Consider the following 25,440-nt stretch of genomic DNA (forward strand, 5'->3'; position numbering starts at 1 on the left):
CGCGGAGTGAGCGATCAGGGGAAGTACCGCGCGTCATGTTCCACCGCACCAAGCTGTCGAAGTTTCTGCTCGTGGCGGCGCTCGTGGCCGGATTCTCGGCGGCCTTACCGGTGACGGCGAATGCCCAGGTGGCGGTGTATCCGGGCATGACCATTCGCACCAGTGACCGGCTGTGCACGGTCGGCGCGACCGGTGAGATCGGCACCCAGAAGTACGCGGTCACGGCCGCGCACTGCGCCGAGCCCAATGCGACCGTCTACGACGACAATGGCACCCGCATCGGCTGGTACGCGGAAACCTCCGGCGATGACGTGACCACCAATAGCCTCGGCTTCGCCCTGGTCCGACTGGACAAGACCGTCGCCGCGCGTGCCTCGAACGGCTCCTTCGGCCTCGGTTCCGCCAATACTGAGGCCTACATCGGTCAAGGCGTCTGTCACATCGGCTGGGCAACCCGCAGTTGCGGCGCGGTCGTCCGCAATGCGGCCAACTACTTCATCACCGACTTCACCTCCGACAAGGGCGATTCCGGCGGCCCCGTCTTCCACACGAACCTCAACGGCGGCGCGGATTTCCTAGGCCTCCTCATCGGCACCAACCCCGACGGCCAGGTCATCGTCGAAACAGCCGCCTACGTCCGCGAGCAGATAGACGCCACCTTCAATGGCGCGTACCACTTCACCTGGTACACCTCATGATTCAGAACTCAGGTGGCTGAGCGGCGGATTGCGGGCCGGTCGGGGTGATCCCAGGCGATGAGGAGGTCGGGGGATTCGGGGTTGGTGCGGGTGTGTTCGAGGATCGCGGTGATGGTGAAGTGGTCGTCGGGGGAGGTGTGGCGGCGAAGGGCGGCTTCGGACATGTGGAGGGTGACGGTGAGGTCGTAGGGGAGGTTGCGGCCCAGGAGCATCGGGCCCGCGAGGAGCAGGAGGGTGCCGGGCGCTGCGGTGCGGATTCGGGCTCGGGCGGAGCGGTCGGTGTGTTCGTTCCAGAGGGCGGGGAGGTAGCGGCCCTCCTTGCGGAGCGAGGTGAGGACTTCTCGGTCGAGGGCGGGGTAGTCGAACCAGGCTGTGCGGTAGGTGAATTCGCTGTCGCGGTCGTATTCGAGGCGGACCGAGGCGGGGCGGACGAAATCGTGGAGGGAGATCACCTCGGCGGGGCGGCCGCCGGTGTGCAGGCGGTCGGCGACGGAGCGGGCGAAAGAGAGCGGGTCGGCGGCGTCTGCTCCGTCGATGGCGATCACCGCGTGACCCGGGAGGTCGGCGGCGCGCTCGGTGACCAGGTCGATCAGGCCGTCGGGGGTGATGGCGGTGAAATCGGGCACTCGACCATCATGATCGAACGGTGACGAACACCGATGTTCGAGCACGTCGCGCGGTTGCCGAGGGTGTGCGATTGCTAGCCTGAGCCCGACAATCCGGAAGGGAACGGTGCATGGCGACGATCGAAGAGGCGCTGGAGATCGAGCAGATCGAGCGGGACATCTTCCGTGGCGCGTCCACGAAGACCCAGCTGCCGCGCACGTTCGGCGGTCAGGTCGCCGCGCAGGCGCTGGTGTCGGCGGTGCGCACGGTGGATCCGGAGTATCAGGTGCATTCGCTGCACGGATACTTCCTGCGGCCGGGCAATCCGGTCGAGCCGACCGTGTACCTGGTCGATCGCATTCGGGACGGGCGCTCCTTCTGCACGCGACGGGTCACCGGCGTGCAGAACGGCGAGGCCATCTTCACCATGTCGGCGTCATTCCACATCGGCGACGAGGGGCCGGAGCATCAGGACGTGATGCCGACCGTCACCGCACCGCTCGAACTTCCCGACGCGCGCACCAGCATGAGCCCGGAACGACTGTGGGCCATGCGCGAATGGGAGCACTGGGATATCCGCACCGTCCCCCAGGAGGAGGTGGACCGCCGCGACGGTCTGGCCGCCCAGCAGCAGGTGTGGTTCCAATACCGCCACGAACTGCCGGACGACCCGCTGTTCCACGTCTGCACGCTCGCCTACATGAGCGATATGACCCTGCTGGGCTCGTCGAAGGTGCCGCACCCCGACGAGCCCACGCAGAACGCCTCGCTCGATCACGCCATGTGGTTCCTGCGCCCCTTCCGCGCGGACGACTGGCTGCTCTACGACCAGCAGTCGCCATCGGCGGGGTTCGGCCGGGCGCTCACCGGCGGCCGGATCTGGAATCAGCAGGGCCATCTGGTCGCCGTCGTCGTCCAGGAAGGCTTGATCCGGACCTTCAAGGACAAGCAGGCGAAATCCTTCCCGCCGGGCACGAACTGAGCCGTCCGCGCCCGGCCGCGGTCGGCTAATTCCGGTAGCGGAAGATGATCCGGCCCCGGGTGAGGTCGTACGGGCTGAGCTCCACCAGCACCCGGTCATCGGGCACGATCTTGATGTAGTTCATCCGGATCTTCCCGCTGATATGCGCGAGAACCTGGTGCCCATTGTGGAGTTCGACTGTGAACGTGGCACTGCGCAGGCACTCCACCACGCGGCCTTCGATTTCGATGGCTCCCTTCGTCATCGGCGCACCAACTCGAGGCTGCTGCTCACCTGTCGAGCGCCGATATTCTCGAACAATGCCGTTGCCGCGGCATTGGATTCGTTCAGTTCGGCACGGACCGCCGTAATGCCGGACCGGTGCATCGAACCCAGCACATGTGCCAGTAGCGCGTGCGCTATGCCGCGCCGGTGCACGCCGGACCGGACCGCGATCAGCTTGATCCGCGGTAACCGGATCGTCTGCACCCCAATGAGTCCCACATAGCCATCGGGTTGTACCGCGACCACATGGTTCGAGGGGGTCAAAGCGAAGGGCAACACCTCGGCTGGCATTACCTGCCATCCGAGGGTGGCCTCGACCTCATCGTAAATCGCCTGACGGAGTTCGCGTAGCGAATCTGCTTCGGCCGCACCGAGATCCAGGATGGTCAGGTCCGCCGGTTGTACGTGTGAATCGAGTCCCGTGACCGCCGGATCGGTGGGCACCGAGTACTCCCAGTCGCGTCGGCAGGTCGTGAAGCCCGCCCGTTCCCAGTTCGCGATCAGGTCCCGATCGTCCTCGTCGACCACCGTGTACAGCGGAGCCGGCAGGTCGGTGAGCATTGCGGCGGCAAGCTGGTCGAAGACCTCGTCCTGCCACGCATCGATACTGAGGAAGACCCGCCCATCGGATCGCGGCGAGGCCTCGCCCCGGCCGACCACCTGGTCGCCGTCCATCGCATGCCACTGCCATTGCGTGAGGCGCGTGATTACTGCTGTAGAAGATTGCATGATTTTGCCTTTCGGGATCGCTTATGCGCACTCCCGATGACAAAATGCGTCAATCGTCCGATCGCGAAAGCGGGGAGCGCCCAAAGAATGTCGTGTTAATGGGACTCACCTCCTCATGTCGTCAGGTCGGACGCGTCGAGGCTAGCAGCACGCCGGTGTCACGCCAATCCCTTTTCCGAAGCACCCATCCCGCCGGGCCGCGCGTGTAACGATCACCGGTGACGCTTTCGATCACTGTGCAATCGGTGCGCGCTGTTCCTAGGGGGTTGTGGTGGATCTGCGGATGCGGCTGGAACATGAGGACGCGGAGGCGTTTCGAGCACTGGACCTGTGGCTGCGACGCGAACCCGACCTGCGCGGGCGGACGAGTCTGGTCCGCACGGTCCCGGGGCCCGGCGAAATGGGCGGGGTCGCTGATGTACTCATGATGGCGGTCGGCGGTGGCGGTGCGTTCACGACGCTGGCCGCGTCGCTGCGGGTGTTCTTCGCGCAGCCGCGCCGATCTGATCTGACAGTCCGGGTCGAGACCCCGGACGGGCGGACGATCGCGGTCGACGCCAAACGGGTCGCGAACCCCGAGGACCTGCAGCGCGAGATCCTGGGGAACAGCGGCGAATCATGAACCCCGAATGGATCCGAGGCCGGTTGGGCTCGGCGGCGGCGCAGAGCTGTGCTCGCGCTGCTCGCCGCCGACTCGGATTACCTTGATGGGCAAGTGTTCTGAGCGCGGCTCACGCCGTCTGCACGCGTAGATGGCAGACCACGGTGTCGGGCATCTTGCGCAGCACCCGCTCCAACTCGTCACTGCGATGGCTGGGCAGCACGTGATTCCAGCCTGCGGGCGGTTCGATCTCGGCGATCACCACGACCTTGCGGCGACCGGCGAAATTCTCGCGCACATAGCGTGCGACGGGGCCGCCGACGGTGGCATCGCCATCCTCGATCAGGATCAGCCGCACGTCGGGATGCCAGGCCTCCCATTCCTTGGTGAACAGGTTGATGTTCTCCCCGGCCAGGCACACGTGGACGGCGGTGACATCGCGGCCCAGTGACATGGCCGCCGAGAGTGCCTCGCGGCTGAGTTCGGAGACTTCCGAGACCGGCACCACGATGGCGGTATCGGTCGGGCGCGGGGTGGCCGGGACGCAGCCCGCACCCTTGCAGCCGTCGATTCGGTTGTAGGTCTTGCGGATTCGTTCCATGCCATAGACCAGCAGCGGTAGCACCAGCACGATGAGCCACGCGCCCTCGGTGAACTTCATCGAGGTGGTGACGATGGCTGCCACGAAGGTGAGTACCGCGCCGAAGCCGTTGAGCGCGATCCGCCACCTCCAGCCCGGGCTGCGGGTGGCCAGCCAGTGCCGAACCATGCCGACCTGGGCAATCGTGAAGCCGACGAACACGCCGATGGCGAACAGCGGGACCAGGGCGTTCATATTGCCCTCGGACGCCAGCAGCAGTACCGCCGCCGAAACACCCAGTGCCAGAACGCCGAACCGGTACACCTGCCGCGGCGAACTCACTGCGAATCGGTGCGGCAGACAGTTGTCGTCGGCCAGGATCTTGGTCAGCGTCGGCAGCCCGCCGTAGGAGGTGTTGGCGGCCAGCGCAAGCAGGATCACGGTGGCGAATTGCACTACGTAGTAACCGAATCCATGCCCGAGTGCCGCCTCGGTGAGCTGCGACAGCACAGTGGTGCCCTCGATCGGATGCACCTCGAACTTCTCGATCAGCGTTGCCAGCCCGATCAGCATGACACCCAGCAGCACGCCGAGCGCAACCTCCGCACGCTGTGCTCGCCGCACCTTCGGCTGCGCGAAGCTCGGCACCGCATTGGCGATGGCCTCGACACCTGTCAGCGCCGCACACCCACTGGAGAAGGCCTTGAGCAGCAACAGAATTCCGATGGTGTGCGCATCGGTGGCGACGGCCGCGCCGGTGGCCACACTGGCCGGTTCCGACCGCAACAGACCGCCGATGATCACCGCGAAGATGCCGAGCACGAACACGACCGTCGGAATCATGAAGGCGCGGGCGCTTTCCCGGATGCCGTACAGATTCAATGCCGTGACGCCGACCAGAATGGCCAGGCAGATCCACACGGTATAGCGGTGCAGCTCCGGAAACGCGGATGTCAGCGCGGCCACGCCCGCGGCAATGGACACCGCGACATTCAGCACGTAATCGACGATCAGCGACGCCGCGGCAACCAGGCTGGTGCGGTGCCCGAGCCGCTCCTTGGCCACCGCGTACGCACCGCCGCCATTCGGGAACGCGGCGATCACCTGTCGATAGGAGGCGATGAGCACGGCCAGCAGCACCACGATGGCCAGGGTCACCGGCAGCGTGAAGCCCAGCCCGGCGGCTCCGGCGGCGGCCAGCACCAGCACGATGGCTTCGGGGCCGTAGGAAACCGAGGCCATGGCATCGAGCGAAAGCCCCGCCAAACCGGTCGAAACGGTCAGCCCGTGCCGGGGTGGCGGCACGTCTACTCCGCCGCGCGGCCCGGTCGAGGTTTGCGGAAGAACATCAGTCACAGAGGGAGTGTTCTCCCGAAAGGGCAACTGGACACGCGTCCTAACGAAACCCTGACGCCCCGGGTGAGGACGGCCACATACCCGGCGAAACGTATGCTCGACGGCGTGAAACCGACGATTGGTGTGCTGGCCCTGCAGGGCGACGTGCGCGAACACCTGCATGCGCTGACCGCGTGCGGCGCGGAAGCGGTGCCCGTGCGCCGCGTGTCCGAGCTGGCCGCCATTGACGGATTGGTGCTGCCCGGCGGTGAATCGACCACCATCAGCAAACTGCTGGAAGTCTTCGAACTGCTCGAACCGCTGCGCCAGCGACTGCGCGACGGCATGCCCGCCTACGGCTCCTGCGCGGGCATGATCCTGCTGGCATCCGAGGTCCTCGATACCCGCCCGGATATGCAGGCGTTGCACGGCATCGATATGACGGTGCGGCGCAATGCCTTCGGCCGTCAGGTCGATTCGTTCGAGACGGATCTGGACTTCACCGGCATCGATGACGGGCCGGTGCGCGCGGTATTCATTCGCGCGCCCTGGGTGGAACGGGCCGGTGACGGCGTCGAGGTGCTGGCGCGGGTGCCCTCGGGTCCGGCGGCGGGACAGATCGTCGCGGTGCGCCAGGGCAACGTCATCGCCACGTCCTTCCATCCCGAGGTGACCGGCGACCTGCGGGTACATCAGCTGTTCGTCGATACCGTGGTCCGGCCGCGCGCCGGAGTGTGATGCTTGCGCAGTAGTAGGCTGGGGCGGTTGTACGTGCCCCCTGAAACGAGGAAGTAGGGAATGAGCGGCCACTCCAAATGGGCCACCACCAAGCACAAGAAGGCCGGGATCGATGCGAAGCGCGGCAAGCTCTTCGCCAAGTTGATCAAGAACATCGAGGTGGCGGCCCGCACCGGTGGTAGCGACCCGGACGGCAACCCGACTCTTTACGACGCCATTCAGAAGGCGAAGAAGTCGTCGGTGCCCAATGACAATATCGAGCGCGCTCGCAAGCGCGGCGGTGGCGAAGAGGCGGGCGGCGCCGACTGGCAGACCATCATGTACGAGGGCTACGGCCCCAATGGTGTCGCCGTCTTGATCGAGTGCCTCACCGACAATCGCAATCGCGCCGCGGGCGAGGTCCGCGTGGCCATGACCCGCAATGGCGGCAATATGGCCGACCCGGGCTCGGTGTCGTACCTGTTCCACCGCAAGGGCGTAGTCACCCTGGAGAAGAACGGTCTCTCCGAGGACGACGTGCTCATGGCGGTGCTGGATGCGGGCGCGGAAGAGGTCAGCGACCTCGGTGACTCCTTCGAGGTCATCTCCGAGCCCAGCGACCTGATCGCCGTGCGTAAGGCATTGCAGTCCGCCGGTATCGACTACGACTCCGCCGAGTCCGGCTTCCAGCCGTCGATGTCCGTGGCGGTCGACGCCGACACCGCCCGCAAGGTCTTCAAGCTGGTCGACGCCCTCGAAGACAGCGACGACGTCCAGAACGTCTACACCAATGTCGATATCTCCGACGAGGTGGGCGCGGAGCTCGAGGCCGACTAGCCTCCCGCGACAAGCCATAAGCCAAGGCCGCCTCCACAACTGGAGGCGGCCTTGGCTTTTCCCCGGGTATCGGCCTTCGGATCGCAACGAGTGGAAGAATCGCCCCATGGCCGAATTGCTGGCGGTACAAGGCGATATCACCGAACAGGACGTGGATGCCGTGGTCAATGCGGCCAATTCGTCACTGATGGGTGGCGGGGGAGTGGACGGGGCCATCCACCGCAAGGGCGGGCCGGACATTCTGGCCGAGTGCCGGGCGCTGCGGGCTTCCCAATATGGGAAGGGCTTGAAGACCGGCCAGGCGGTGGCGACCACAGGTGGCCTGCTGCCCGCGCGATGGGTGATCCACACGGTGGGCCCGGTCTGGTCGGCAACCGAGGACCGCTCGGACCTGCTGGCCTCCTGCTACCGCGAATCCCTCCGCGTAGCAGACGAATTGGGCGCGCAGACAGTGGCCTTCCCCGCAGTCTCCACCGGCGTCTACGGCTGGCCGATCCAAGATGGTGCCCGCATAGCCGTAGAAACCGTCCGCACCACCCCCACCAAAGTCCACCAAATCCGCTTCACCCTCTTCACCCCAGAAGCCCTGACAGCCTTCCTCTCGGCCCTGGCATGACAACGAGTGTTCAATCATGCAGGCGTTTCCCGAGTGACCACCTGCATGGTTGAACACTCGTTGCGGGTCGTGTCCTTGGGGAGGGGATCTGCCGGTCTGCGTTAGACTCTCGAACAATTGTTCGTGTCAGGGTGAGAGGGGATTTCGTGCGGGTGATGGGCGTCGATCCCGGGCTTACCCGGTGCGGGCTCAGCATGGTCGAAGGCGGGGCGGGGCGTCAGGTCACCGCCTTGCAGGTCGATGTGGTGCGGACACCGCCCGAAATGGATCTTGCGCAACGGCTTTTGCGGATCGCCGATGCGGCCGAGCTGTGGATGGATACGCATAAGCCGGAAGTGGTTGCCATCGAGCGGGTGTTCTCGCAGAACAATGTGCGCACCGCCATGGGGACCGCGCAGGCGGGCGGGGTGATCGCGCTCGCTGCCGCGCGCCGGGAGATTCCGGTGCACTTTCACACGCCCAGTCAGGTCAAGGCCGCTGTCACCGGGAATGGTTCGGCGGACAAGGCGCAAGTGACGGCCATGGTGACACGTATCCTCGGGCTGGCCGTCGCACCCAAACCCGCCGACGCCGCCGACGCGCTCGCCCTGGCCATCTGCCATTGCTGGCGGGCGCCGATGATCGATCGGATGGCGAAGGCGGAGGCGATGGCCGCGGCGCAGCGGCGCTTGTACGAGGAAAGGCTTGCCCAGCAACGCAGTGACGGTCGTCAAGGCAGTGTCAGTCGTCAAGGCAGTGTTAATCGTCAAGGAAAGGCGGTAACGCGGTGATCGCGTCGGTTCGCGGTGAGGTGCTCGAGATCGGGCTCGACCATGTGGTCCTGGAGGCCGCCGGGGTCGGGTATCGGCTCAATGCCACCCCCGCCACTCTCGCCGGGCTCACGCGCGGTGAGGACTCCCGCCTCTACACGACCATGATTGTGCGTGAGGATTCGCAGACCCTGTTCGGCTTCGCCGATACCGAGGCGCGGGACCTGTTCGGGCTGCTGCTCACGGTCACCGGGGTCGGGCCCAAGCTGGCCATGGCGGTGCTCGCGGTGCTCGAACCCGAGGCGCTGCGCAAGGCCCTCGCTGAATCCAATGTGGCCGCGCTGACCCGGGTGCCCGGCATCGGCAAGCGCGGCGCCGAGCGCATGGTCGTGGAACTGCGCGACAAGGTGGATCTCGTTCCGGTGCAATCCGGTCCGCCCGGATCCGGCCCCGCGCCCATGGTCACGCCGGTGCGCGAGCAGGTGGTGGAGGCGCTCATCGGCCTCGGCTTCGCCGCCCGCCAGGCCGAACCCGCCGTCGACGCGGTGCTGGCCGATCAGCCCGAGTTGGGCACCTCGCAGGCGCTGCGTTCCGCGCTCGGCCTGCTGGGCAAGAACCGATAGGCGATCATGTTCGACGACGACGAAACCGAAGACATCGAATCCCAGGTCTCCCCGGAACTGCTGCAATCCGACGGTGAGATCGAAGCCAGCCTGCGCCCGAAATCCCTGGACGACTTCATCGGCCAGCCGCGCGTGCGCGAACAGCTCGCTTTGGTCTTGCGTGGCGCGAAACAGCGTGGCGGGACTCCCGACCATGTTCTGCTGTCCGGCCCGCCCGGCCTCGGCAAGACCAGCATGGCCATGATCATCGCCGGTGAACTCGGCACCGCCCTCCGTTTGACCTCCGGTCCCGCGCTGGAACGTGCGGGCGATCTGGCCGCCATGCTCAGCAACCTCGTCGAAGGCGATGTCCTGTTCATCGACGAAATCCACCGCATAGCAAGGCCCGCCGAGGAAATGCTCTACCTCGCGATGGAGGACTTCCGAGTCGACGTGGTGGTCGGCAAGGGCCCGGGGGCCACATCGATTCCCCTCGATATTGCCCCATTCACACTGGTAGGCGCGACAACTCGCTCCGGAGCCCTCACCGGCCCGCTCCGCGACCGCTTCGGCTTCACCGGCCACATGGACTTCTACGAACCTGATGAACTCCAACTCATCCTGGAGCGCTCGGCCCGAATCCTCGGTGTCCGACTGGAATCCGATGCCGCCGCCGAAATCGCGGGCCGCTCCCGAGGTACGCCGCGCATCGCCAACCGCCTCCTCCGCCGAGTCCGCGACTACGCCGAGGTGAAAGCCGACGGCCTGGTGACAATGGAAATCGCCCACGCGGCCCTGGCCGTCTACGACGTGGACGCCCTGGGCCTTGACCGCCTCGACCGCGCGGTCCTGGGAGCCCTGGTCCGCAGCTTCAATGGCGGCCCGGTCGGCGTCTCCACCCTGGCCGTAGCGGTAGGCGAGGAATCCGCCACCGTAGAGGAAGTCTGCGAACCCTTCCTGGTCCGAGCAGGTTTGGTCGCCCGAACGCCCCGAGGCCGCGTGGCCACGGCTGCCGCCTGGGAACACTTGGGCCTGGTCCCACCCCCCGACCTCATCTTCGGCTCCATAGAAGTTCGCTCCCGCGAACCCCTCCCCGGCTTGTTCGACGCACAGCCCTAACTGTCTTCGCGCATGAATCTGGGTCTTTGCCCACGCAATTGCGTGAGCAAAGACCCAGAAACGCAGGTGAAGTCAGTGCCAGGCGCGTCTGCCGCTCAGTCCAGCAGACAGGTGTGGTGGGCGCACCCTCGCTGTTGCAGACCGGCGCGGTCGGCGGCGGTCGTTCCGTGTAGGCGCGCACGCGATCAGGTGACCCGCCCCGCTTGCAGGGGTTCCCGACAGTTGCAGGGGTTGTATGGCCTGCAACTGTCGAGAAGGCCTGCAACTGTGGGCTAGTCGACGGTGAGGACGATTTTGCCTACCGTGCGGCCGGTGTCGCCCAGGGCGTGGGCCTTGGCGGCGTCGGCGAGGGGGAAGACTCCGGCGATGGTGGGGCGGAGGGTGCCCGCCTCGGCGAGGTTCGCGAGGGCGGTCATGCCGGTGTGGTCGGCTTCGACCAGGAGGATTTCGGCTCGGCCGCCGAGCTTTTCGGCTTCCTCGAGGAATTCGGTGCCGAAGGCGCGGATGGAGACGACCACACCGGTGGGGTTGAGGGTACGCAGGGAGCGGATGGCGTGCGCGGCGTCGATGGGGTCCAGGACCATGTCGATGTCGCGTATTTCCTCGGCGAAATCTGCTGTGCGGTAGTCGAATACCTCGTCCGCGCCGATCTCGCGGAGGAAGTCGTGATTGGGGGAGCTGGCGGTGCCGATGACGTAGGCGCCGAGCGATTTGGCGATCTGGACGGCGAAGTGGCCGACGCCGCCTGCGGCCGCGTGGATCAGGACACGTTGTCCTGGTTGGACATTGGCGGTGTCGACCAACGCTTGCCAGGCGGTGAGGGCGGCCAGGGGGATGGCGGCGGCCTCGGTGTGGTTGAGGTTGGCGGGCTTTCGGGTGAAGGCGCGCGCGGGGCCGGTGACGTATTCGGCGGCCGCCCCGTGGCCGTGCGGGTAGGGGAGCATGCCCATCACCTCATCGCCCGGCTTGAACAGGGTGACGCCGGTGCCGATTGCCACGACTTCGCCGGACACATCCCAGCCGAGCACGAAGGGCGGCTCGGGCAGGAACAGCCCGCCGATCGCGCGGTGCTTCCAGTCGGTCGGGTTGAGGGCGGTGGCACGCACCCGCACCAGGATTTCGCTGGGTCCCGGCTGCGGGACCGGCAGTTCCACCTGGTGCAGCACCTCGGGGCCGCCGAGAACGTCCTGGCTGATGGCCCGCATGGTGGCCGGAATACTGAAGTCCTGATTGGTCATGACTCCTAGATTGCCGCGCGCCGCCGCCCCGGGAAATGGCACGATTGCCATTATTCGATAGAATCGTGCCATGCACCTCGAGGTTGCTCGTCCGCATCGAGTCGTCGTCCTGGCCCTGGACGGCGTCTACCCCTTCGAGCTGGGGATCCCCAACCGAGTCTTCGGCACCGCCGACGGCCGCTACGAGGTCATCACCTGCTCCCTCGACGGCCGCCCGGTCCACAGCAATTCCGATTTCGATATCGCGGTAGCCCACGACAGCACCCTGCTGGACACCGCCGACACCGTCGTCATCCCACCCTGCGATGTCCGCCCCTACCTGGATAACGGCCTGCCGCAAGAGATTTCGGATGCCCTGGCACGAATCCGCCCCGGCGTCAGACTCGTCTCCATCTGCACCGGCGCGATTGTCGTAGCAGCCGCGGGCCTGCTCGACGGCCGCACCGCCACCACCCACTGGAATTTCAGCAGCCGCTTCCGCGAAACCTTCCCCCAAGTCCACCTCGACCCCGACGTCCTCTACGTAGACGACGGCGACATCCTCACCTCAGCCGGAGCCACCGCAGGCGTAGACCTCTGCCTCCACCTAATCCGCCGAGACCACGGCAGCGAAGTGGCAAATATGGTCGCCCGCCGCTGTGTAGTCCCACCCTGGCGTGAGGGCGGCCAAGCCCAATTCATCGAACAGCCCGTCCCCGCAACCACTTCCGCGGGCACCGCCGAAGCCCGCCACTGGGCCCTGGAAAACCTCCACCTCCCCCTCTCCATGACCGACCTCTCCGCCCAAGCCCGCATGAGCCCCCGAACCTTCGCCCGCCGCTTCCGAGACGAGGTCGGCATGCCCCCCGGCCGCTGGCTCATCCAACAACGCATCTTCCGAGCCCGAGAACTCCTCGAATCCACCGACCTCGCCATAGACCGCATAGCCGGAGAAGTCGGATTCGCCACCGGAGCCTCCCTCCGCCAACACCTCCACGAAGCCATAGGCGTCTCCCCCCTCACCTACCGCCGCACCTTCCGAACCAGCACCACCCTCGCCGAATCCTGAACCACTGGAGAGCATCTCAACAGCGTCTGATCGTCAGCGCACCCAATCCTTGAGGGGTTCGGTATCCATGTCGATGTCCACGGGCTCGGGAAGATGCACCACGCCGCCGAACGGCACAGTCAAAATGCGTTCGTACCGACCATCATTCGGTTCGCTGTAGACCTTTATTTCGCACGAGCCCCGGTCGATCAGCAGGTAGACGGGAATACCGGTATCGGCATACGCCCGCGGCTTCTCTCGCCGATCACGACGCTCGGTGTCCTGATCGTTCGACGTCACCTCGACAACCATGAGCACCGGCATGGGATCTGCCCATTCGCCCACGCCGACGAACGAGTCGGCACCCGCCAACGCACCGTCTGGTCGAGCGCGACCCTCTCGGTATCGATCGACCTTCAAGCCTCGTCCGGGAGTCAGGAACAACTCGGGACGGACCATAAGGAACAAGCGAATCAACCACTGGATGATCAGTCCGTGGTCCCCATCAGGCAGTGTCTTGGCCCCCAGGTGCCCGCCGATGAACTCGAGTCGCACACCTTCCGCAATACGATCGGCCGCCCGTGCGAGTTCCTCGAACTCCTCAGCGGTCATGAGTGACTCATGCACGTCGGCCATGTCCTGACGATACGGGGATGCCACTGGTCAACGGGGCAAAGATGACGCCAGAATATCGTGATTGCGGCGCGTCGACTCGGTGGCGCGTCGGGGCGCCCGGCGATGTTGTCGGTTGCCTACTTGGGAACGTGGAATCTCGCAATGAATCTCAGTCCGGGCACTACGCCGAGGGAGCTCTGGTGGTGGGATTCGGCTCGTTTTCCCACCACCACAGCTCCCTCACCGGTTCGGGCGTCGTTATTGTGCGCTCTCCAGTTGGTGCGCGACCAGGTCGAGGAATGCGTCGACTTCTTCGCGGTGGTATGCCGCCACGCCTGCGGGCGCGGTGTGGAATGCCGTGGTGCGGACCTCGTCGGCGGTGAGCCCGTTCGGCCCGTGGTGGGCGAGGGTGGCGGCCAGGCGATCGAGGAAGGCTCCCACCTCGTCGGCCGGGTAGCCCGAGAATCCGAATGGGGGAGCGGAGAACTGGATGCGGAGAACGTCGTCGTGGGTGAGGGGGTCTTCCTCCCGCCCGGCGGGCAGTCTCGTCCGACCTCTGCGTAGGAACTCGAGGTCGACACAGAGCTGGTCGAGGAACTCATCGACCTGCTCGATGTCATAGCCCCGATTGCCTGGCGTGGGCCCGTCGAATTCGGCCATCCGGATATCGGCTGTGCTGAGGTGATCGCGTCCCAGCAAGGTGTCGGCGATGCGCGCGCAGAAGGCGTCCACCTGGGCGGGGTGGTAGCCGTGCTGCCCCGGCGCTGCGTTGCCGAAGCGCTTGCGGCGGACGTCCTCGGGAGTCACGCGGGTCATTGTGCCAATGGGGTCATGTCCGAATTGCTGCCGCCCCAGTCGAATCCGGGCGGTTCGGTCAGTCCTTGCGGACGCCGTCGATGAGCAATCGGCGTATGGCCTGGCTGAGGTCGTCGATCGCCTTCGCCTCCGGGCGGCGCAGGCCGTGGATGATGGCGGCGAGGAGCATGCCGGTGACGGCCCGCGCGGTATTGACGGGGTCCAGATCCGCACGCAGGTAGCCGAGCTCCACACCGTGTTCGAGGTAGCCCGCCGTCAGCGTGTCGGCGGTATCGAGCAGGCCGTACAGGCGCGCGGTGAGTTCGGCGTCGATGCCGGTGGCCTGGAACAGCAGCAGTTGCGGCACCCGGTGATCCTCGAGCAGGAGGCGATTGAGCGAGTCGCCGATGCGATCGACCTGCGCCCGGTACTCCTCGAGACTCTCGGCCGCGTCGGGTGCGTTCTCGGTGCCCAGCGATTCGATGATGCGGGCGGCCAGATCGTCGATGACATGGTCGATGATGTCGCGCTTATTGGTGAAGTACCGGTAGAACGTCCCGTGCCCGATGCCCAGCTCATGGGCGATATCGGCAATGCCGGTGGCGTGATAGCCCTTCTCGGCGAACAAGGCGAACGCGGTGTCGATGATCTCCTGGCGGAGTTCGGCCTTGCGGCGTTCGATTCTCGAGGATGGCTTCGTCACGACCCCGATGATACGGTGATCATAAACGGAATGAGATGTCATTCCGTGACATGTGATTCATCTCTTCAGGTTCTTGAATACAGGAGGTTCGGCGTGGCACCTCAGTACGACGCCATCGTGGTCGGGGCGGGATTCGGCGGCATGGGGGCCGGCATCCAGCTGGATCGGCTCGGCCTGAGCAATTTCGTGATTCTGGAGCGCGAGGACGACCTCGGCGGCACCTGGCATGTGAACCACTACCCGGGTCTGGCCGTGGACATCGCCTCGGTCACCTATTCCTATTCTTTCGAGCCCAACCCGCACTGGTCGCGCCTGTTCGCGCCGGGCACCGAGCTCAAGAAGTACGCCGAGCATGTCGCCGACAAGTACGACCTGCGCCGCCGCATGCGCTTCAATACCGTCGTCGGCGGTGCGCGCTGGGACGAGGAACACCAGCACTGGGTGGTCGCCATCGAGAACGGTGAATCCCTCACCGCCCGTTATATTCTCGCCGCTACCGGCTTCCTGTCGCAGCCCTACACCCCGCCGTTCCCGGGTATCGACACCTTCAAGGGCAAGATCATCCACACCACCGCGTGGGAGGACGATTTCGACCTGACCGGCCGCAAGGCCGCCATTATCGGCACCGGCGCGACGGCCGTGCAGCTGATCCCGGAGGTCGCCAAGAAGGCCGCGGCCCTCACCGTCTTCCAGCGCACCCCGATCTGGGTCGTGCCCAAGGTCGACACCGCCATTCCCAAGCCGGTGCAGAAGCTCTTCGAGCGAGTTCCCTTGACCCAGAAGGCCGCTCGCCTGGCCAACACCACCGCGCTGGAAGCCCTCATGGTGGTCGGCGTGCTGCACTTCAAGCAGGCCAAGCCGCTGAACAAGGCCGCCGGTGTGCTGGCCAAGGCGCATCTGCGGGCCTCGGTGCGCGATAAGGAAACCCGCAAGAAGCTCACCCCGGATTACGACTTCGGCTGCAAGCGCCCCACGTTCTCGAACCTCTACTTCAAGACGTTCAATGAGGACCATGTGCGCCTGGAGACCAACTCCATCGATCACATCGAACCCGATGGCATCGTCACCGCCGACGGCCACAAGACCGAGATCGACACCCTGATCCTGGCCACCGGATTCAACCTGTGGGACGTCAACTTCCCGGCCATCGAGATCATCGGCCGCGAGGGCGTCAACCTTGGAAAGTTCTGGCGCGACAATCGCTTCCAGGCCTACGAGGGCATCACCGTGCCGAAGTTCCCCAACTTCATCAGCCTCAACAGCCCGTACTCCTACAGCGGCCTGTCCTACTTCACCACCATCGAGGCCCAGATGAAGCATATGGGCCGCCTGTTCGGTGAAATGTTCCGCCGCGGTGAGAAGGTCTTCGAGGTCACCGAGCACGCGAACACCGAATTCCTGGACCGCGTGACCACGAAGCTGGATTCCTCGGTCTTCTACAGCGGCCAGTGCTCCACTGCCCGCAGCTACTACTACAACCAGCACGGCGAAGCGGCCCTGCTGCGCCCGACGAGCACCCTCAACGCCCATCGCGAAGCCGTCAGCTTCCCGCTCGACGACTACACCTACGGGACGAAGTCGGCCTGATCGGGCGGGCACTGCGCGGTCGGCAAGTCGGCGCCGACCGCGCAGTCGCGTGTCCGCAGGGCACTCACTTCGAACCGGCAGGTTCGCTCCAAGTCTGTGAACAATCGAGTCGGCGAGGCCTGTCTCAGCCATTGCTGGCAGACTGTGGGGGAAACGCACCCATCCGACCATTGACTAAGGACTGACTTCGACGATGGACCTTCTGCTGCCGCTGCTGCTGGTTGCTCTGCTCATCCCGATGTTCCTCGGTGTCCGCCGCCAGAAGCGCGAGATGGCCAAGGTGACGGAATTGCAGGACAGCATCAAGATCGGCGACCGGGTCGTCACCACGTCGGGGCTGTACGGCACCGTGGTCGACTCCGATGAGACGACCGTCGATCTGGAGATCGCCGAGGATGTCGTCACCACCTGGCTGCGCCACGCCATTCGCGAAGTGCGCACCGAGGATGTTGTCGAGACCACTCCCGATGATGCCGCCGAGCTCGATGAGGCCGCCTCCTCGAACGGCGCTGCCACCAACGGCACCGCCGATCACGCCGCCGCCAATGGCGTCGAAGCCGCCGAGGATGCTCCGCGGCTCACCAAGGACTGACATTCCCAGCGCCATCGGCTGCCGTGATCCGGCGGCCGATGGCGCTGCGGTGTGTACCCGCTCGTTCCACACCCGATTCCGCCTAGGAGATAAGTACTGTGCCACCTTCCCAGGGAACGGCGCACCCACTGCGCCTGCTCGGCGTCTACGCCGCACTGGTGGCCGTCATGTTCGGCCTGATCTTCTTCACCGGAGACAAGTCCGCGACGCCCAAGCTCGGCATCGACTTGCAGGGCGGCACCCGCGTCACGCTGACCGCCCGCACGGTCGACGGCGGTAAGCCGAGTCAGGACAGCCTGCGCCAGGCGCAGACCATCATCGAGAAGCGCGTCAATGGCCTCGGTGTCTCCGGCTCGGAGGTCGTCATCGAGGGCGACAACCTGGTGATCACGGTCCCGGGTGAGGATGGCGCGCAGGCGAAGTCGCTGGCGACCACCGCCAAGATGTATGTGCGCCCGGTGCTGCAGACCATCGCCCCGCAGGTGAAGGACGGCAAGCCGGTCGGCCAGGCCCCGGCTTCGGGAGCTCCCTCGGTCGCGCCGTCGGGCGCTCCGGCGGTCCCGCCGACCGACGCCAATGCCCCCACCACCGAGCCCGCCGCGCCGACGACCGAGGCTCCGGCCGCACAGAATCGGGTGTTCCCGGCCCAGGCGCCGACCACCCCCTCGGTGCCGCCGACCACCCCCGGTCAGCAGACCACGCAGCAGCAGCAAGCGGCGGAGATCGCGGCGGCGAAGGCCTTGCGCCAGAGCACCGATCAGACGATTCAGCAGACCGCCATGCTCACCATGGACTGCTCGAAGCCGGATCCCTTGGCGGGCAATGACGATCCGACCCTGCCGCTGGTGGCCTGCTCCTCCGACGGCACCGCCGTCTACCTGCTCGACAAGAGCGCCCTGGACGGCCAGGAGATCAGCAATGCCTCCGCGCAGCTGGACACCAAGTCCTCGCGCTGGGTCGTGAATGTGGACTTCAAGTCCGCCGGTGCGGACACCTGGGGCAAGCTCACCACCCAGTACCTGCAGAAGCAGCTGGCCTTCGTGCTCGACTCGAAGGTCGTCAGCGCGCCCCGCGTGGAGTCGGGCGGCCAGTACGGTGGCAGCACCCAGATCTCGGGCAGCTTCAATGGCACCACCTCCAAGGAATTGGCGAACACCCTGAAGTACGGTTCGCTGCCGCTGTCGTTCCAGACCTCCGAGGCCGAGACGGTTTCGGCCACGCTGGGTCTGTCCTCGCTGCGGGCCGGTCTGATCGCCGGTGCCATCGGCTTGGTCGCGGTGCTGCTGTACTGCCTGCTCTACTACCGCATGCTCGGCTTCCTGGCCGGTTTCTCGCTGCTCGCCGCCGGTGCGGCCGTGTACGCGCTGATCGTATTGCTGGGCAGGTCCATCGGATTCACCCTGGACCTGGCCGGTATTGCCGGTTTGATCATCGGTATCGGTATGACCGCCGACTCCTTCGTGGTGTTCTTCGAACGCATCAAGGATGAAATGCGGGAGGGCCGCAGTTTCCGGTCCGCGGTGCCGCGCGGCTGGTCTCGCGCCCAGCGCACCAACCTGTCGGGCAAGACGGTCAGCTTGATCGCTTCGGCGGTGCTGTACCTGCTGGCGGCCGGCCAGGTGAAGGGCTTCGCCTTCACTCTGGGTCTGACCACCGTGCTCGACGTCATCGTGCTGTACCTCGTCACCTCGCCGCTGATGATGCTGGCGTCGCGCTCGCCGTTCTGGGCGAAGCCGTCGGTGAACGGTCTCGGCGCCATTGCTCAGATTGCCCGTGAACGCAAGGCCGGCGCCGGCGTCCTCGTGAAGGAGGCGTGATCATGCGCGATTCCAGTAGCCCTGTGATGGACACCGATTCGCAGCTCGACTTCGAGTCGGACCAGTCCAAGCACAGCCTGTTCGAGCGGTTGTACACCGGCACCGGCGGTTTCGAGATCGTCGGCAAGCGCAAGTTCTACTACCTGCTGAGCCTGCTGTTCGTGGTGATCGCGGTGGCGAGCATCGCCGTGCGCGGTTTCACCCTGGGCATCGACTTCGCGGGTGGTTCGCGGATTCAGCTGCCCGCGGCCGGTGATGTCACCACCTCGAAGGTGGAGGACGTCTACAAGGCCACCCTCGGCCACGATCCGGTGACCGTGCAGAAGGTGGGCTCGGGTTCCGCTGCGGCCATTCAGGTTCGCTCCGACACCCTGAACCAGGATCAGACCGATCGCCTGCAGACCGCGCTGTTCGAGGCCTTCCACCCGAAGGATTCGAGCGGCCAGGCCAATCGCAATGCGATCTCCGTCGCCGAGATCAGTGAGACGTGGGGTGGGCAGATCACCCATAAGGCGCTGCTCGCGCTGGTGGTGTTCGTCCTTTTGACCATGATCTACATCGCGATTCGGTTCGAGCGCGACATGTCCATCGCGGCCATCGGCTCACTGTTCTTCAATATGATCGTCACCGCGGGCATCTACTCGCTCGTCGGTTTCGAGGTGACGCCCGCGGCGGTCATCGGCCTGCTCACGATCCTCGGCTACGTGCTGTACGACAACGTGGTCGTGTTCGACAAGGTCGAGGAAAACACCCGCGGCGTATTGCATTTGAGCAAGCACACCTATGCGGAGAAGGCGAACCTCGCCGCCAACCAGACCCTGATGCGATCGATCAACACCACCGTCATCGGCATTCTGCCGATCATCGGCATGCTGGTGATCGCGGTGTGGCTGCTGGGCGTCGGCACGCTGAAGGACCTGGCGCTGGTGCAGCTGGTCGGCATGATCGTCGGCGCGTACTCGTCGATCTTCTTCGCGGTGCCGCTGCTGGTGTCCATCAAGGAGCGCTTCGGCCCGGTGGCCGCGCACACCAAGAAGGTCCTCAATCGCCGTTCCGGTAAGTCCGAGGAGCGCGTGAGCGCGGCGGCGACGCAGCGCGCGGGTGTGGCCGGTCGTCCGGTGGCGCGTGAAACCGCCGCTGCGACCAATGGTTTCGCGGGCAGCCGGGATGGTTCCGGACCGCGCCGGGAAGGCGCCAGTCCGCGCCCCGGATCGCGGCCCAGCGGGAAACGACACAAGAGAAGGCACTGACGGGAATGCGCAGGGGGTCGCAAACGGTGAGGCGGCAAGAGATCGAATCGATCGATGACAGCAAGAGGACGTCTCACCGGCCCCCGGGGCGCTCCGGTTCCGGACGTCTCGGCGTGCGTGCGCGCAGCGGTTTCGTGGTGGCGGTGGCGGGTGTCCTGAGCGCCGGTCTGCTGGCCGGATGCGGGGGCAAGAATCAGGTGCCCTCCATCGGCTACGGCGTGGACGCGGTCGTCGCCAGCTATAACGGCGGCAGCACGCTCGGCGCGAACAGTGGTGCGGCGGCGGTGTTCTCGCGCGTCCTGACCGGGTTCTTCTACACCGGTCCGGACGGGCAGCCGGTGGCCGATACCGATACCGGCACCGCCAAGGAGGTGCCGGGCGAGGCGCAGACCATCCAGTACCGGTTGAATCCGGACGGCGTCTACTCCGACGGTGCGCCCACCTCCTGTGACGACCTGGTGCTGACCTGGGCCGCGCGCAGCGGCCGGTTCACCAAGGCCGGTCCGGGCGGGCCGGTGCCGCAGTTCGACGCCGCGAGCACCGCGGGTTACAGCGATATCGAGCGGGTGGACTGCCAGGCGGGGTCCAAGGACGCCACCGTGGTATTCCGCCCGGGCAAGCATTATTCGGCGTGGAAGACGCTGTTCAATGCCTCCGAGCTGATGCCCGCGCACGTCATCGCGACCGCGGTGAAGGTGCCGAACCTGGTGGCCCCCTTGCAATCCGGTGATCCGGGCACGGTGGAGCGGATCGCCGACTTCTGGAACAACGGCTGGAAGCTCACCCCCGGCAAGCTGGATCTGACGGCGCTGCCGTCCTCGGGGCCGTACCGGATCGAATCCTTCGATGCGAAGGACGGCCTGGTGCTGACCAAGAACGAGAAGTGGTGGGGCAATCAGGCCAAGACACCGCGAATTGTGGTGTGGGACCGCAACTCCGGGCTCAAGGACAAGGTGTCGTCCAAGGCGATCGGCGTGCTCGATGTGGGTGCGGGATCCCTCGGTGATGTGAGCCTGAGCGGCTTCTCCTCGGAGAATATGCCCGGGCGCGGGGCGGAGCAGCTGGTGCTGGGCACCGGCGGTGTCTTCGGCTCCGCCGACGCCCGGCGGGCCTTCGCGCTGTGCGTGCCGCGTGCCGAGCTCTACGACAAGCTGGGGCATCCGGGATTCACGGCCAAGTCCGGCCTGGGCTCCGGACCGCTGAATTCGCGGACGGTGCAGCAGGATTCGCTGTACTACCCGGTGGTGACCGGCGCGGCGGACAAGTTCAAGGGCGGCGACAAGGGCGCGGCCTCGCAGGCGGCCCAGTCCAGTGGCTTGCAGAACCAGACGGTGCGCATCGGCTATCAGCGTCCCGATGAGCGCCGCGCGCAGACCATCGCCATGATCACCGATTCCTGTAAGGCCGCGGGCGTCACCGTGGTCGACGCGGGCAGTCCCGATTTCGCCGCCTCGCAGCTCACCGAGGGCAAGGTCGATGCCATTCTGGGCGGCACCGCGGCCCTGCCGGGCCCGTCCGGATCGCTCTCAGCTACCGATGCGATTGCGGCATTGCGCACAGGTCAGGGCCTGAATTTCGGAAGGTTCGGGAATGGCCGCTACGATGCCATCTCGGATCAGCTTGCGGCGGAGGAGAACTCGACCACCGTGCTGAATCTGCTGACCGAGCAGGAAAACCTGCTCTGGAGCGAGATGCCGTCGATCCCACTGTTCGCCGGGCCGCGCACCATCGCCTTCGGTGACGGCATGGAGAACGGGATTGCCAGTCCCACCAAGGCCGGTGCGGGCTGGAACATGGATCGCTGGGTGCTGAAACGGTGATGGCCGTGGTGGCGTGGTGATAAGAGGAGTGGGTGGAATGAGCAAGCACGAGATGATGGAGACGGCCGAGGTCGTCGGCGGGCGCACCGCCCGGGCCGCCGAGGCGGTCGAGCGGCTGACCCGCTGGCATGACGACTTCCCGACGCCGGGAGTGCGTTTCGCCGATCTGACGCCGGTATTCGCGGACGCCGAGGGCTTCCGCACGGTGCTGGACTGCTTCGCGTCCTGCGCGCCGGACGCGGACCTGGTCGCGGGCGTGGACGCCCGCGGCTTCCTGCTGGGCGCGGGCGTGGCCGCACTGCTCGGCACCGGCGTCGTGGCCGTGCGCAAGGCGGGCAAACTCCCGCCGCCGGTCATCAGCCGTGAGTACACCCTCGAATACGGTTCCGCCGCACTGGAAATCCCCGCCGACGGCATCGATCTCAAGGGCCGCCGTGTCCTGCTCCTCGATGACGTCCTCGCCACCGGCGGCACCCTCGCCGCCGCCGCGGAGCTCTTCAAGGCCGCGGGCGCCGAAATCATCGCCGCCGCCGTGGTTCTCGAACTAGGCTTCCTCAACGGCCGCGACCGCCAGGGCGACTACCCCCTGACCTCCATCGTGAAGCTCTGAGCACGCCCGTTCCGCATGAAAGCGGTGGGGTTGCGACCGAGAGTCGCAGCACCACTGCTTTTCATCTCGCAACGCCCTACCTGGCCACCACACGGGCGACGAATCCGCTGACGATCAGCCAGAAGATCGCCGCGAGGCCATAATTCAGGACTATGTCGAGGTTGGTGCTCCCGGTGTGGAACAGGCCCGGGAAGAACAGCGCCAAGGGCTCGGCGAGCGATTTGATGAAGGTGTAGAACTTATTGGCCGGGTCGGCGTTCAGCACCTGCATCAGGATGTACAGGCCCTCGGTAAGGGCGAACAACGCACCGACGGCACCGATGATGCGGGCTGCGGTGGCCTCATTGTGGGCGGTGTAGGGCATAGCGACGGAATGCCCGTTGTGTGCCGGAGGAAAACGGGCGTTCAGCGTGTCTTCAAGTGTCGCGGCGTCAGGTGTGGCTCGGTGCTACGCCACCATGCGGGCGATGAATCCGGTGACGACCAGCCAGAAGACGGCCGCCAAGCCGTAGTTCACCACAATGTCGAGGTTGCCGTCTCCGGTGTGGAACAGTCCGGGGAAGAACAGGGCCAGTGGCTCGGCCCAGGACTTGATGAGGGTGAAGAACCGGTTGGACTGATCTGCCCCGAGCACGAGCATGAGGATGTAAATGGCCTCGATGACGGCGAACAGCCCACCAACCCCCGCGACGACGCGTGCGCCGACGCTTTCGTGATAGGTGCGGTATAGGTAAGGCATATTCCGGTGATGCCCACCGACCGCCGTTTCAAACAGGCTGTGCGGTCTCGGCTGTGTCGTCTGTAAACCCAGCTCCACGGTCCGTGAAAGCGGGTGTCGGACATGGCATGATGACCGGGTGATCACCGCGGCAGCCGGGAGCGTTCGGGCGTGAAGTCCAAATACCTCGTCGGCGGCGCACTGGGCGCGGCCCTGGCCCTGGTGACGCTGGTGCTGGTGATCATCCTGCCCGCCTCCGAAACGACTTGCGGTGCGGGCACGCCGGTGGTCGCCTCCGTGACCAGCGCGCTCACCGAACCCAATTGCCCGGCCACCGGGCTGGCCGCCGAGACCGGATTGCAGGACGGCGCGCTGCGGGTGCTGCGCTGTACGGTCGCGCGGTTCGGGACCATGGATATGCGCGGGGTCATCAATGACGACGCGTACCCGGACCATCGGGCAGGCCGCGCGGTCGAATTCATTGTCGGCGCGGATCAGGCCAAGGGTGATTCGATCGTGTCGTTCCTGCAGGAGAACGCCGCCGCCTTCCGCATCGACTACGTGATCTGGAAGCAGCGCAGCTGGACTCCGGGGGCGTCGGCGGGCATCGCGTGGAATCCGCTCGAGGATCGCGGCGATACGGCCCGCAATCACATGGATCGGGTGCAGGTCACCATCAAGGCGGCCGCCTCGACGTCGACCGTGCCGGTGGTCTCGCCGAGCGTTTCGCTCGCGGCCATGCCGGGGACGGTGAACGAGGCGGGACGGCTCAGCGGTGCCGGGCGTCGCCAATACCCGCTTGCCGCAGGCGCTTTCACCATCTCCGATGTGTTCGGTGCGCGCGGCGGCACGCATATGGGCGTCGATATGGCCGCTCCCGCGGGCACTCCCATCTACGCCGCCTCCGATGGGCTCGTGGTGGCGTCGGGTCCCGCTTCCGGTTTCGGCGACTGGGTGGTCATCGACTCGCTCGACGAGAGTGGCAAGCGCTATTCCACCGTCTACGGGCACATGTACGACAATGGCATCTTCGTGCGCACCGGGGACATCGTCACCATGGGTCAGCACATCGCCGATGTCGGCTCCAATGGTGAATCCTCCGGTGCGCACCTGCATTTCGAGGTGGTGCCGGGTGGGCGACTGACCGGCGGGCATCAGGTCGATCCGATGCCGTGGCTGTCCGGCGCGAGCCTGCCGACCGCGACGGTGCCCAACTGTGAGAACGGATTCGGCACCGCGGGAGGCAATCTCGCCTCCGGCAAGGTGCCGCCCGAGCTCGAGGTCTGGTACCGCCGCGCCGGGTCGCTGTGCCCCGAGATCAGCTCCTCGCTGCTGGCGGCACAGGGGCAGGCCGAATCCGGGTTCCGCCGTGGCCTCACCTCACCCGCCGGGGCGCAGGGGTTGGCCCAGTTCCTGCCGAGTACAGCGGCCTCGCTCGCCCCCGACGGGCAACCGTATGTGATCGACGCCGACGGAAACGGCACCGCCAGCCTGTGGGACGACGGCGACGCCATCATCGGCCAGGGCCGCTACATGTGCGCCATCGCCCAGACCGTGAAGGGCTGGATGCAGGAGGGCAAGGTGTCCGGCGACCTGACCGAGCTCACCGTGGCCGCCTATAACGCCGGTGAGGGCGCGGTGCTCGCCTCCGGCGGCATGCCCAACCAGGTGCCCGGACACTTCAGTGAAACCCGCCCCTACGTCGCGAGAATCCTTGCGGCGGAAGCGAGTTTCCGCAGCATGGGCAGTGGCGGCCGATTCACGCCTGACGCCGCGGCCGCGCTCGGCCCGCAGATCGTCTCGGCCGGGCACGAATGGCTCGGCACCCGTTGGGTTTTCGGCGGCGGCGGCACCGGCGGACCCACCAATGGCGGCTTCGACGAGGCCGGTCTGGCGGTAGCCGCGGTGTTCACCGCCAGCGGTGGCACCATCACGCTGCCGAGCACCGCCGAACAGCAGTGGGAGATCGGCACCGAGGTCTCGCTGCTCAAGGCCACCGCCGGTGACCTGGTGTTCGGCAACTTCGGCCCGCGTGGCCCGGCGACGGTCGGCATCTATCAGGGCAATGGCCGGATGATCTACGCCGAACCCAATGGGACGGTCGCCGAGACGCCCTTGTTGAACGGGATGAAGGCACGTCGCATCGGGCAGTGAATCGCTGTGGAGACGAGCGGTGAATCGCCGCTGAGACCTGGCTCACGGATTTTCGTACTTGCCACGTCGCGTCGATGTT

The 25,440-nt window shown here is 66.1% G+C and carries 27 protein-coding genes; 17 read left to right on the forward strand and 10 right to left on the reverse strand.

Going from position 1 to position 25,440, the window contains the following annotated elements; translation table 11 throughout:
• Positions 1-35: 35 nt before the first annotated feature.
• The gene (locus AB0N05_RS09790; RefSeq protein ID WP_364690096.1) at positions 36-698 is read left to right on the forward strand and encodes a hypothetical protein; all 663 of its coding nucleotides are present in this window, start codon (positions 36-38) and stop codon (positions 696-698) included.
• Between the two features lie 8 nt (positions 699-706).
• On the opposite strand, the gene AB0N05_RS09795 is transcribed toward AB0N05_RS09790, so the two are convergent.
• On the reverse strand, positions 707-1,324 hold the full coding sequence (locus AB0N05_RS09795; protein WP_364690099.1) for a hypothetical protein: 618 nt from the start codon (positions 1,322-1,324) through the stop codon (positions 707-709).
• Between the two features lie 110 nt (positions 1,325-1,434).
• Between AB0N05_RS09795 and AB0N05_RS09800 the strand changes: the two genes are divergently transcribed.
• On the forward strand, positions 1,435-2,286 hold the full coding sequence (locus tag AB0N05_RS09800; protein WP_364690102.1) for an acyl-CoA thioesterase II: 852 nt from the start codon (positions 1,435-1,437) through the stop codon (positions 2,284-2,286).
• Positions 2,287-2,311: 25 nt separating this feature from the next.
• Here the strand turns inward: AB0N05_RS09800 and infA are convergent, their stop codons facing one another.
• Entirely contained in the window at positions 2,312-2,530 is a 219-nt protein-coding gene (gene infA / locus AB0N05_RS09805) for a translation initiation factor IF-1 (RefSeq protein WP_364690105.1), read from the reverse strand.
• Positions 2,527-3,279 (reverse strand): GNAT family N-acetyltransferase, encoded by a 753-nt coding sequence (locus tag AB0N05_RS09810; RefSeq protein ID WP_364690108.1) that lies wholly within the window; start codon positions 3,277-3,279, stop codon positions 2,527-2,529. Before AB0N05_RS09810 ends, infA begins: the two co-directional genes overlap by 4 nt.
• Positions 3,280-3,550: 271 nt before the next feature.
• On the opposite strand from AB0N05_RS09810, the gene AB0N05_RS09815 reads away from it, so the two are divergent.
• On the forward strand, positions 3,551-3,901 hold the full coding sequence (locus tag AB0N05_RS09815) for a hypothetical protein (protein WP_364690111.1): 351 nt from the start codon (positions 3,551-3,553) through the stop codon (positions 3,899-3,901).
• A 109-nt stretch (positions 3,902-4,010) separates the two neighbouring features.
• Here the strand turns inward: AB0N05_RS09815 and AB0N05_RS09820 are convergent, their stop codons facing one another.
• A complete protein-coding gene (locus tag AB0N05_RS09820) occupies positions 4,011-5,702 on the reverse strand; it encodes an APC family permease (protein ID WP_364692250.1) in 1,692 nt (563 codons plus the stop codon).
• 207 nt (positions 5,703-5,909) lie between these two features.
• On the opposite strand from AB0N05_RS09820, the gene pdxT reads away from it, so the two are divergent.
• The 6 genes from pdxT (at position 5,910) to ruvB (ending at position 10,435) form a co-directional block, all read left to right on the forward strand.
• Complete coding sequence (pdxT, locus tag AB0N05_RS09825; RefSeq protein ID WP_364690114.1) at positions 5,910-6,533, forward strand: pyridoxal 5'-phosphate synthase glutaminase subunit PdxT; 624 nt, start codon at positions 5,910-5,912, stop codon at positions 6,531-6,533.
• 60 nt (positions 6,534-6,593) lie between these two features.
• Entirely contained in the window at positions 6,594-7,349 is a 756-nt protein-coding gene (locus AB0N05_RS09830; RefSeq protein WP_364690117.1) for a YebC/PmpR family DNA-binding transcriptional regulator, read from the forward strand.
• A 106-nt stretch (positions 7,350-7,455) separates the two neighbouring features.
• Positions 7,456-7,965 (forward strand): O-acetyl-ADP-ribose deacetylase, encoded by a 510-nt coding sequence (locus tag AB0N05_RS09835; protein ID WP_364690120.1) that lies wholly within the window; start codon positions 7,456-7,458, stop codon positions 7,963-7,965.
• Positions 7,966-8,111: 146 nt separating this feature from the next.
• Positions 8,112-8,735 (forward strand): crossover junction endodeoxyribonuclease RuvC, encoded by a 624-nt coding sequence (gene ruvC, locus AB0N05_RS09840; RefSeq protein ID WP_364690124.1) that lies wholly within the window; start codon positions 8,112-8,114, stop codon positions 8,733-8,735.
• Positions 8,732-9,337 carry a Holliday junction branch migration protein RuvA gene (ruvA, locus tag AB0N05_RS09845; RefSeq protein WP_364690127.1) on the forward strand — a complete coding sequence of 202 codons (606 nt, stop codon included), beginning with the start codon at positions 8,732-8,734 and terminating at the stop codon, positions 9,335-9,337. Before ruvC ends, ruvA begins: the two co-directional genes overlap by 4 nt.
• Before the next feature lie 6 nt (positions 9,338-9,343).
• Positions 9,344-10,435: a Holliday junction branch migration DNA helicase RuvB gene (gene ruvB, locus AB0N05_RS09850; RefSeq protein WP_364690130.1), complete on the forward strand. Its 1,092-nt coding sequence runs from the start codon at positions 9,344-9,346 to the stop codon at positions 10,433-10,435.
• A 272-nt stretch (positions 10,436-10,707) separates the two neighbouring features.
• On the opposite strand, the gene AB0N05_RS09855 is transcribed toward ruvB, so the two are convergent.
• On the reverse strand, positions 10,708-11,673 hold the full coding sequence (locus AB0N05_RS09855) for an NADP-dependent oxidoreductase (RefSeq protein ID WP_364690133.1): 966 nt from the start codon (positions 11,671-11,673) through the stop codon (positions 10,708-10,710).
• Between the two features lie 70 nt (positions 11,674-11,743).
• Here AB0N05_RS09855 and AB0N05_RS09860 point away from each other — a divergent pair, with 70 nt between their 5' ends.
• Positions 11,744-12,721, forward strand: a complete 978-nt coding sequence (locus AB0N05_RS09860) for a helix-turn-helix domain-containing protein (protein ID WP_364690136.1) — start codon at positions 11,744-11,746, stop codon at positions 12,719-12,721.
• Between the two features lie 33 nt (positions 12,722-12,754).
• On the opposite strand, the gene AB0N05_RS09865 is transcribed toward AB0N05_RS09860, so the two are convergent.
• The 3 genes from AB0N05_RS09865 to AB0N05_RS09875 all read right to left on the reverse strand — a co-directional run bounded on the left by AB0N05_RS09865 (position 12,755) and on the right by AB0N05_RS09875 (position 14,813).
• Entirely contained in the window at positions 12,755-13,336 is a 582-nt protein-coding gene (locus AB0N05_RS09865; RefSeq protein ID WP_364690139.1) for a Uma2 family endonuclease, read from the reverse strand.
• A 237-nt stretch (positions 13,337-13,573) separates the two neighbouring features.
• Positions 13,574-14,131 carry a DivIVA domain-containing protein gene (locus AB0N05_RS09870; protein ID WP_364690142.1) on the reverse strand — a complete coding sequence of 186 codons (558 nt, stop codon included), beginning with the start codon at positions 14,129-14,131 and terminating at the stop codon, positions 13,574-13,576.
• Positions 14,132-14,189: 58 nt separating this feature from the next.
• Entirely contained in the window at positions 14,190-14,813 is a 624-nt protein-coding gene (locus AB0N05_RS09875; RefSeq protein ID WP_364690145.1) for a TetR/AcrR family transcriptional regulator, read from the reverse strand.
• Between the two features lie 93 nt (positions 14,814-14,906).
• Here AB0N05_RS09875 and AB0N05_RS09880 point away from each other — a divergent pair, with 93 nt between their 5' ends.
• The 6 genes from AB0N05_RS09880 (at position 14,907) to AB0N05_RS09905 (ending at position 22,489) form a co-directional block, all read left to right on the forward strand.
• Positions 14,907-16,400 (forward strand): NAD(P)/FAD-dependent oxidoreductase, encoded by a 1,494-nt coding sequence (locus AB0N05_RS09880; RefSeq protein ID WP_364690148.1) that lies wholly within the window; start codon positions 14,907-14,909, stop codon positions 16,398-16,400.
• Positions 16,401-16,593: 193 nt separating this feature from the next.
• Positions 16,594-16,992 carry a preprotein translocase subunit YajC gene (yajC, locus tag AB0N05_RS09885; RefSeq protein WP_364690151.1) on the forward strand — a complete coding sequence of 133 codons (399 nt, stop codon included), beginning with the start codon at positions 16,594-16,596 and terminating at the stop codon, positions 16,990-16,992.
• A gap of 98 nt (positions 16,993-17,090) precedes the next feature.
• On the forward strand, positions 17,091-18,809 hold the full coding sequence (gene secD / locus AB0N05_RS09890; protein WP_364690154.1) for a protein translocase subunit SecD: 1,719 nt from the start codon (positions 17,091-17,093) through the stop codon (positions 18,807-18,809).
• A gap of 26 nt (positions 18,810-18,835) precedes the next feature.
• The gene (gene secF / locus AB0N05_RS09895) at positions 18,836-20,059 is read left to right on the forward strand and encodes a protein translocase subunit SecF (RefSeq protein WP_364692253.1); all 1,224 of its coding nucleotides are present in this window, start codon (positions 18,836-18,838) and stop codon (positions 20,057-20,059) included.
• 113 nt (positions 20,060-20,172) lie between these two features.
• A complete protein-coding gene (locus AB0N05_RS09900; protein ID WP_364690157.1) occupies positions 20,173-21,879 on the forward strand; it encodes an ABC transporter substrate-binding protein in 1,707 nt (568 codons plus the stop codon).
• A gap of 37 nt (positions 21,880-21,916) precedes the next feature.
• Positions 21,917-22,489 (forward strand): adenine phosphoribosyltransferase, encoded by a 573-nt coding sequence (locus AB0N05_RS09905; protein ID WP_364690159.1) that lies wholly within the window; start codon positions 21,917-21,919, stop codon positions 22,487-22,489.
• A 76-nt stretch (positions 22,490-22,565) separates the two neighbouring features.
• Here AB0N05_RS09905 and AB0N05_RS09910 read toward each other — a convergent pair whose 3' ends face one another.
• Complete coding sequence (locus AB0N05_RS09910) at positions 22,566-22,853, reverse strand: hypothetical protein (protein WP_364690162.1); 288 nt, start codon at positions 22,851-22,853, stop codon at positions 22,566-22,568.
• Between the two features lie 84 nt (positions 22,854-22,937).
• Complete coding sequence (locus tag AB0N05_RS09915) at positions 22,938-23,228, reverse strand: hypothetical protein (RefSeq protein WP_364690165.1); 291 nt, start codon at positions 23,226-23,228, stop codon at positions 22,938-22,940.
• A 150-nt stretch (positions 23,229-23,378) separates the two neighbouring features.
• On the opposite strand from AB0N05_RS09915, the gene AB0N05_RS09920 reads away from it, so the two are divergent.
• Positions 23,379-25,361, forward strand: coding sequence for a peptidoglycan DD-metalloendopeptidase family protein (locus AB0N05_RS09920; protein WP_364690168.1), 1,983 nt, complete (start codon positions 23,379-23,381; stop codon positions 25,359-25,361).
• Positions 25,362-25,440 lie beyond the last annotated feature (79 nt).

This window comes from Nocardia sp. NPDC051030, assembly GCF_040683015.1.
Classification (GTDB): Bacteria; Actinomycetota; Actinomycetes; order Mycobacteriales; family Mycobacteriaceae; genus Nocardia.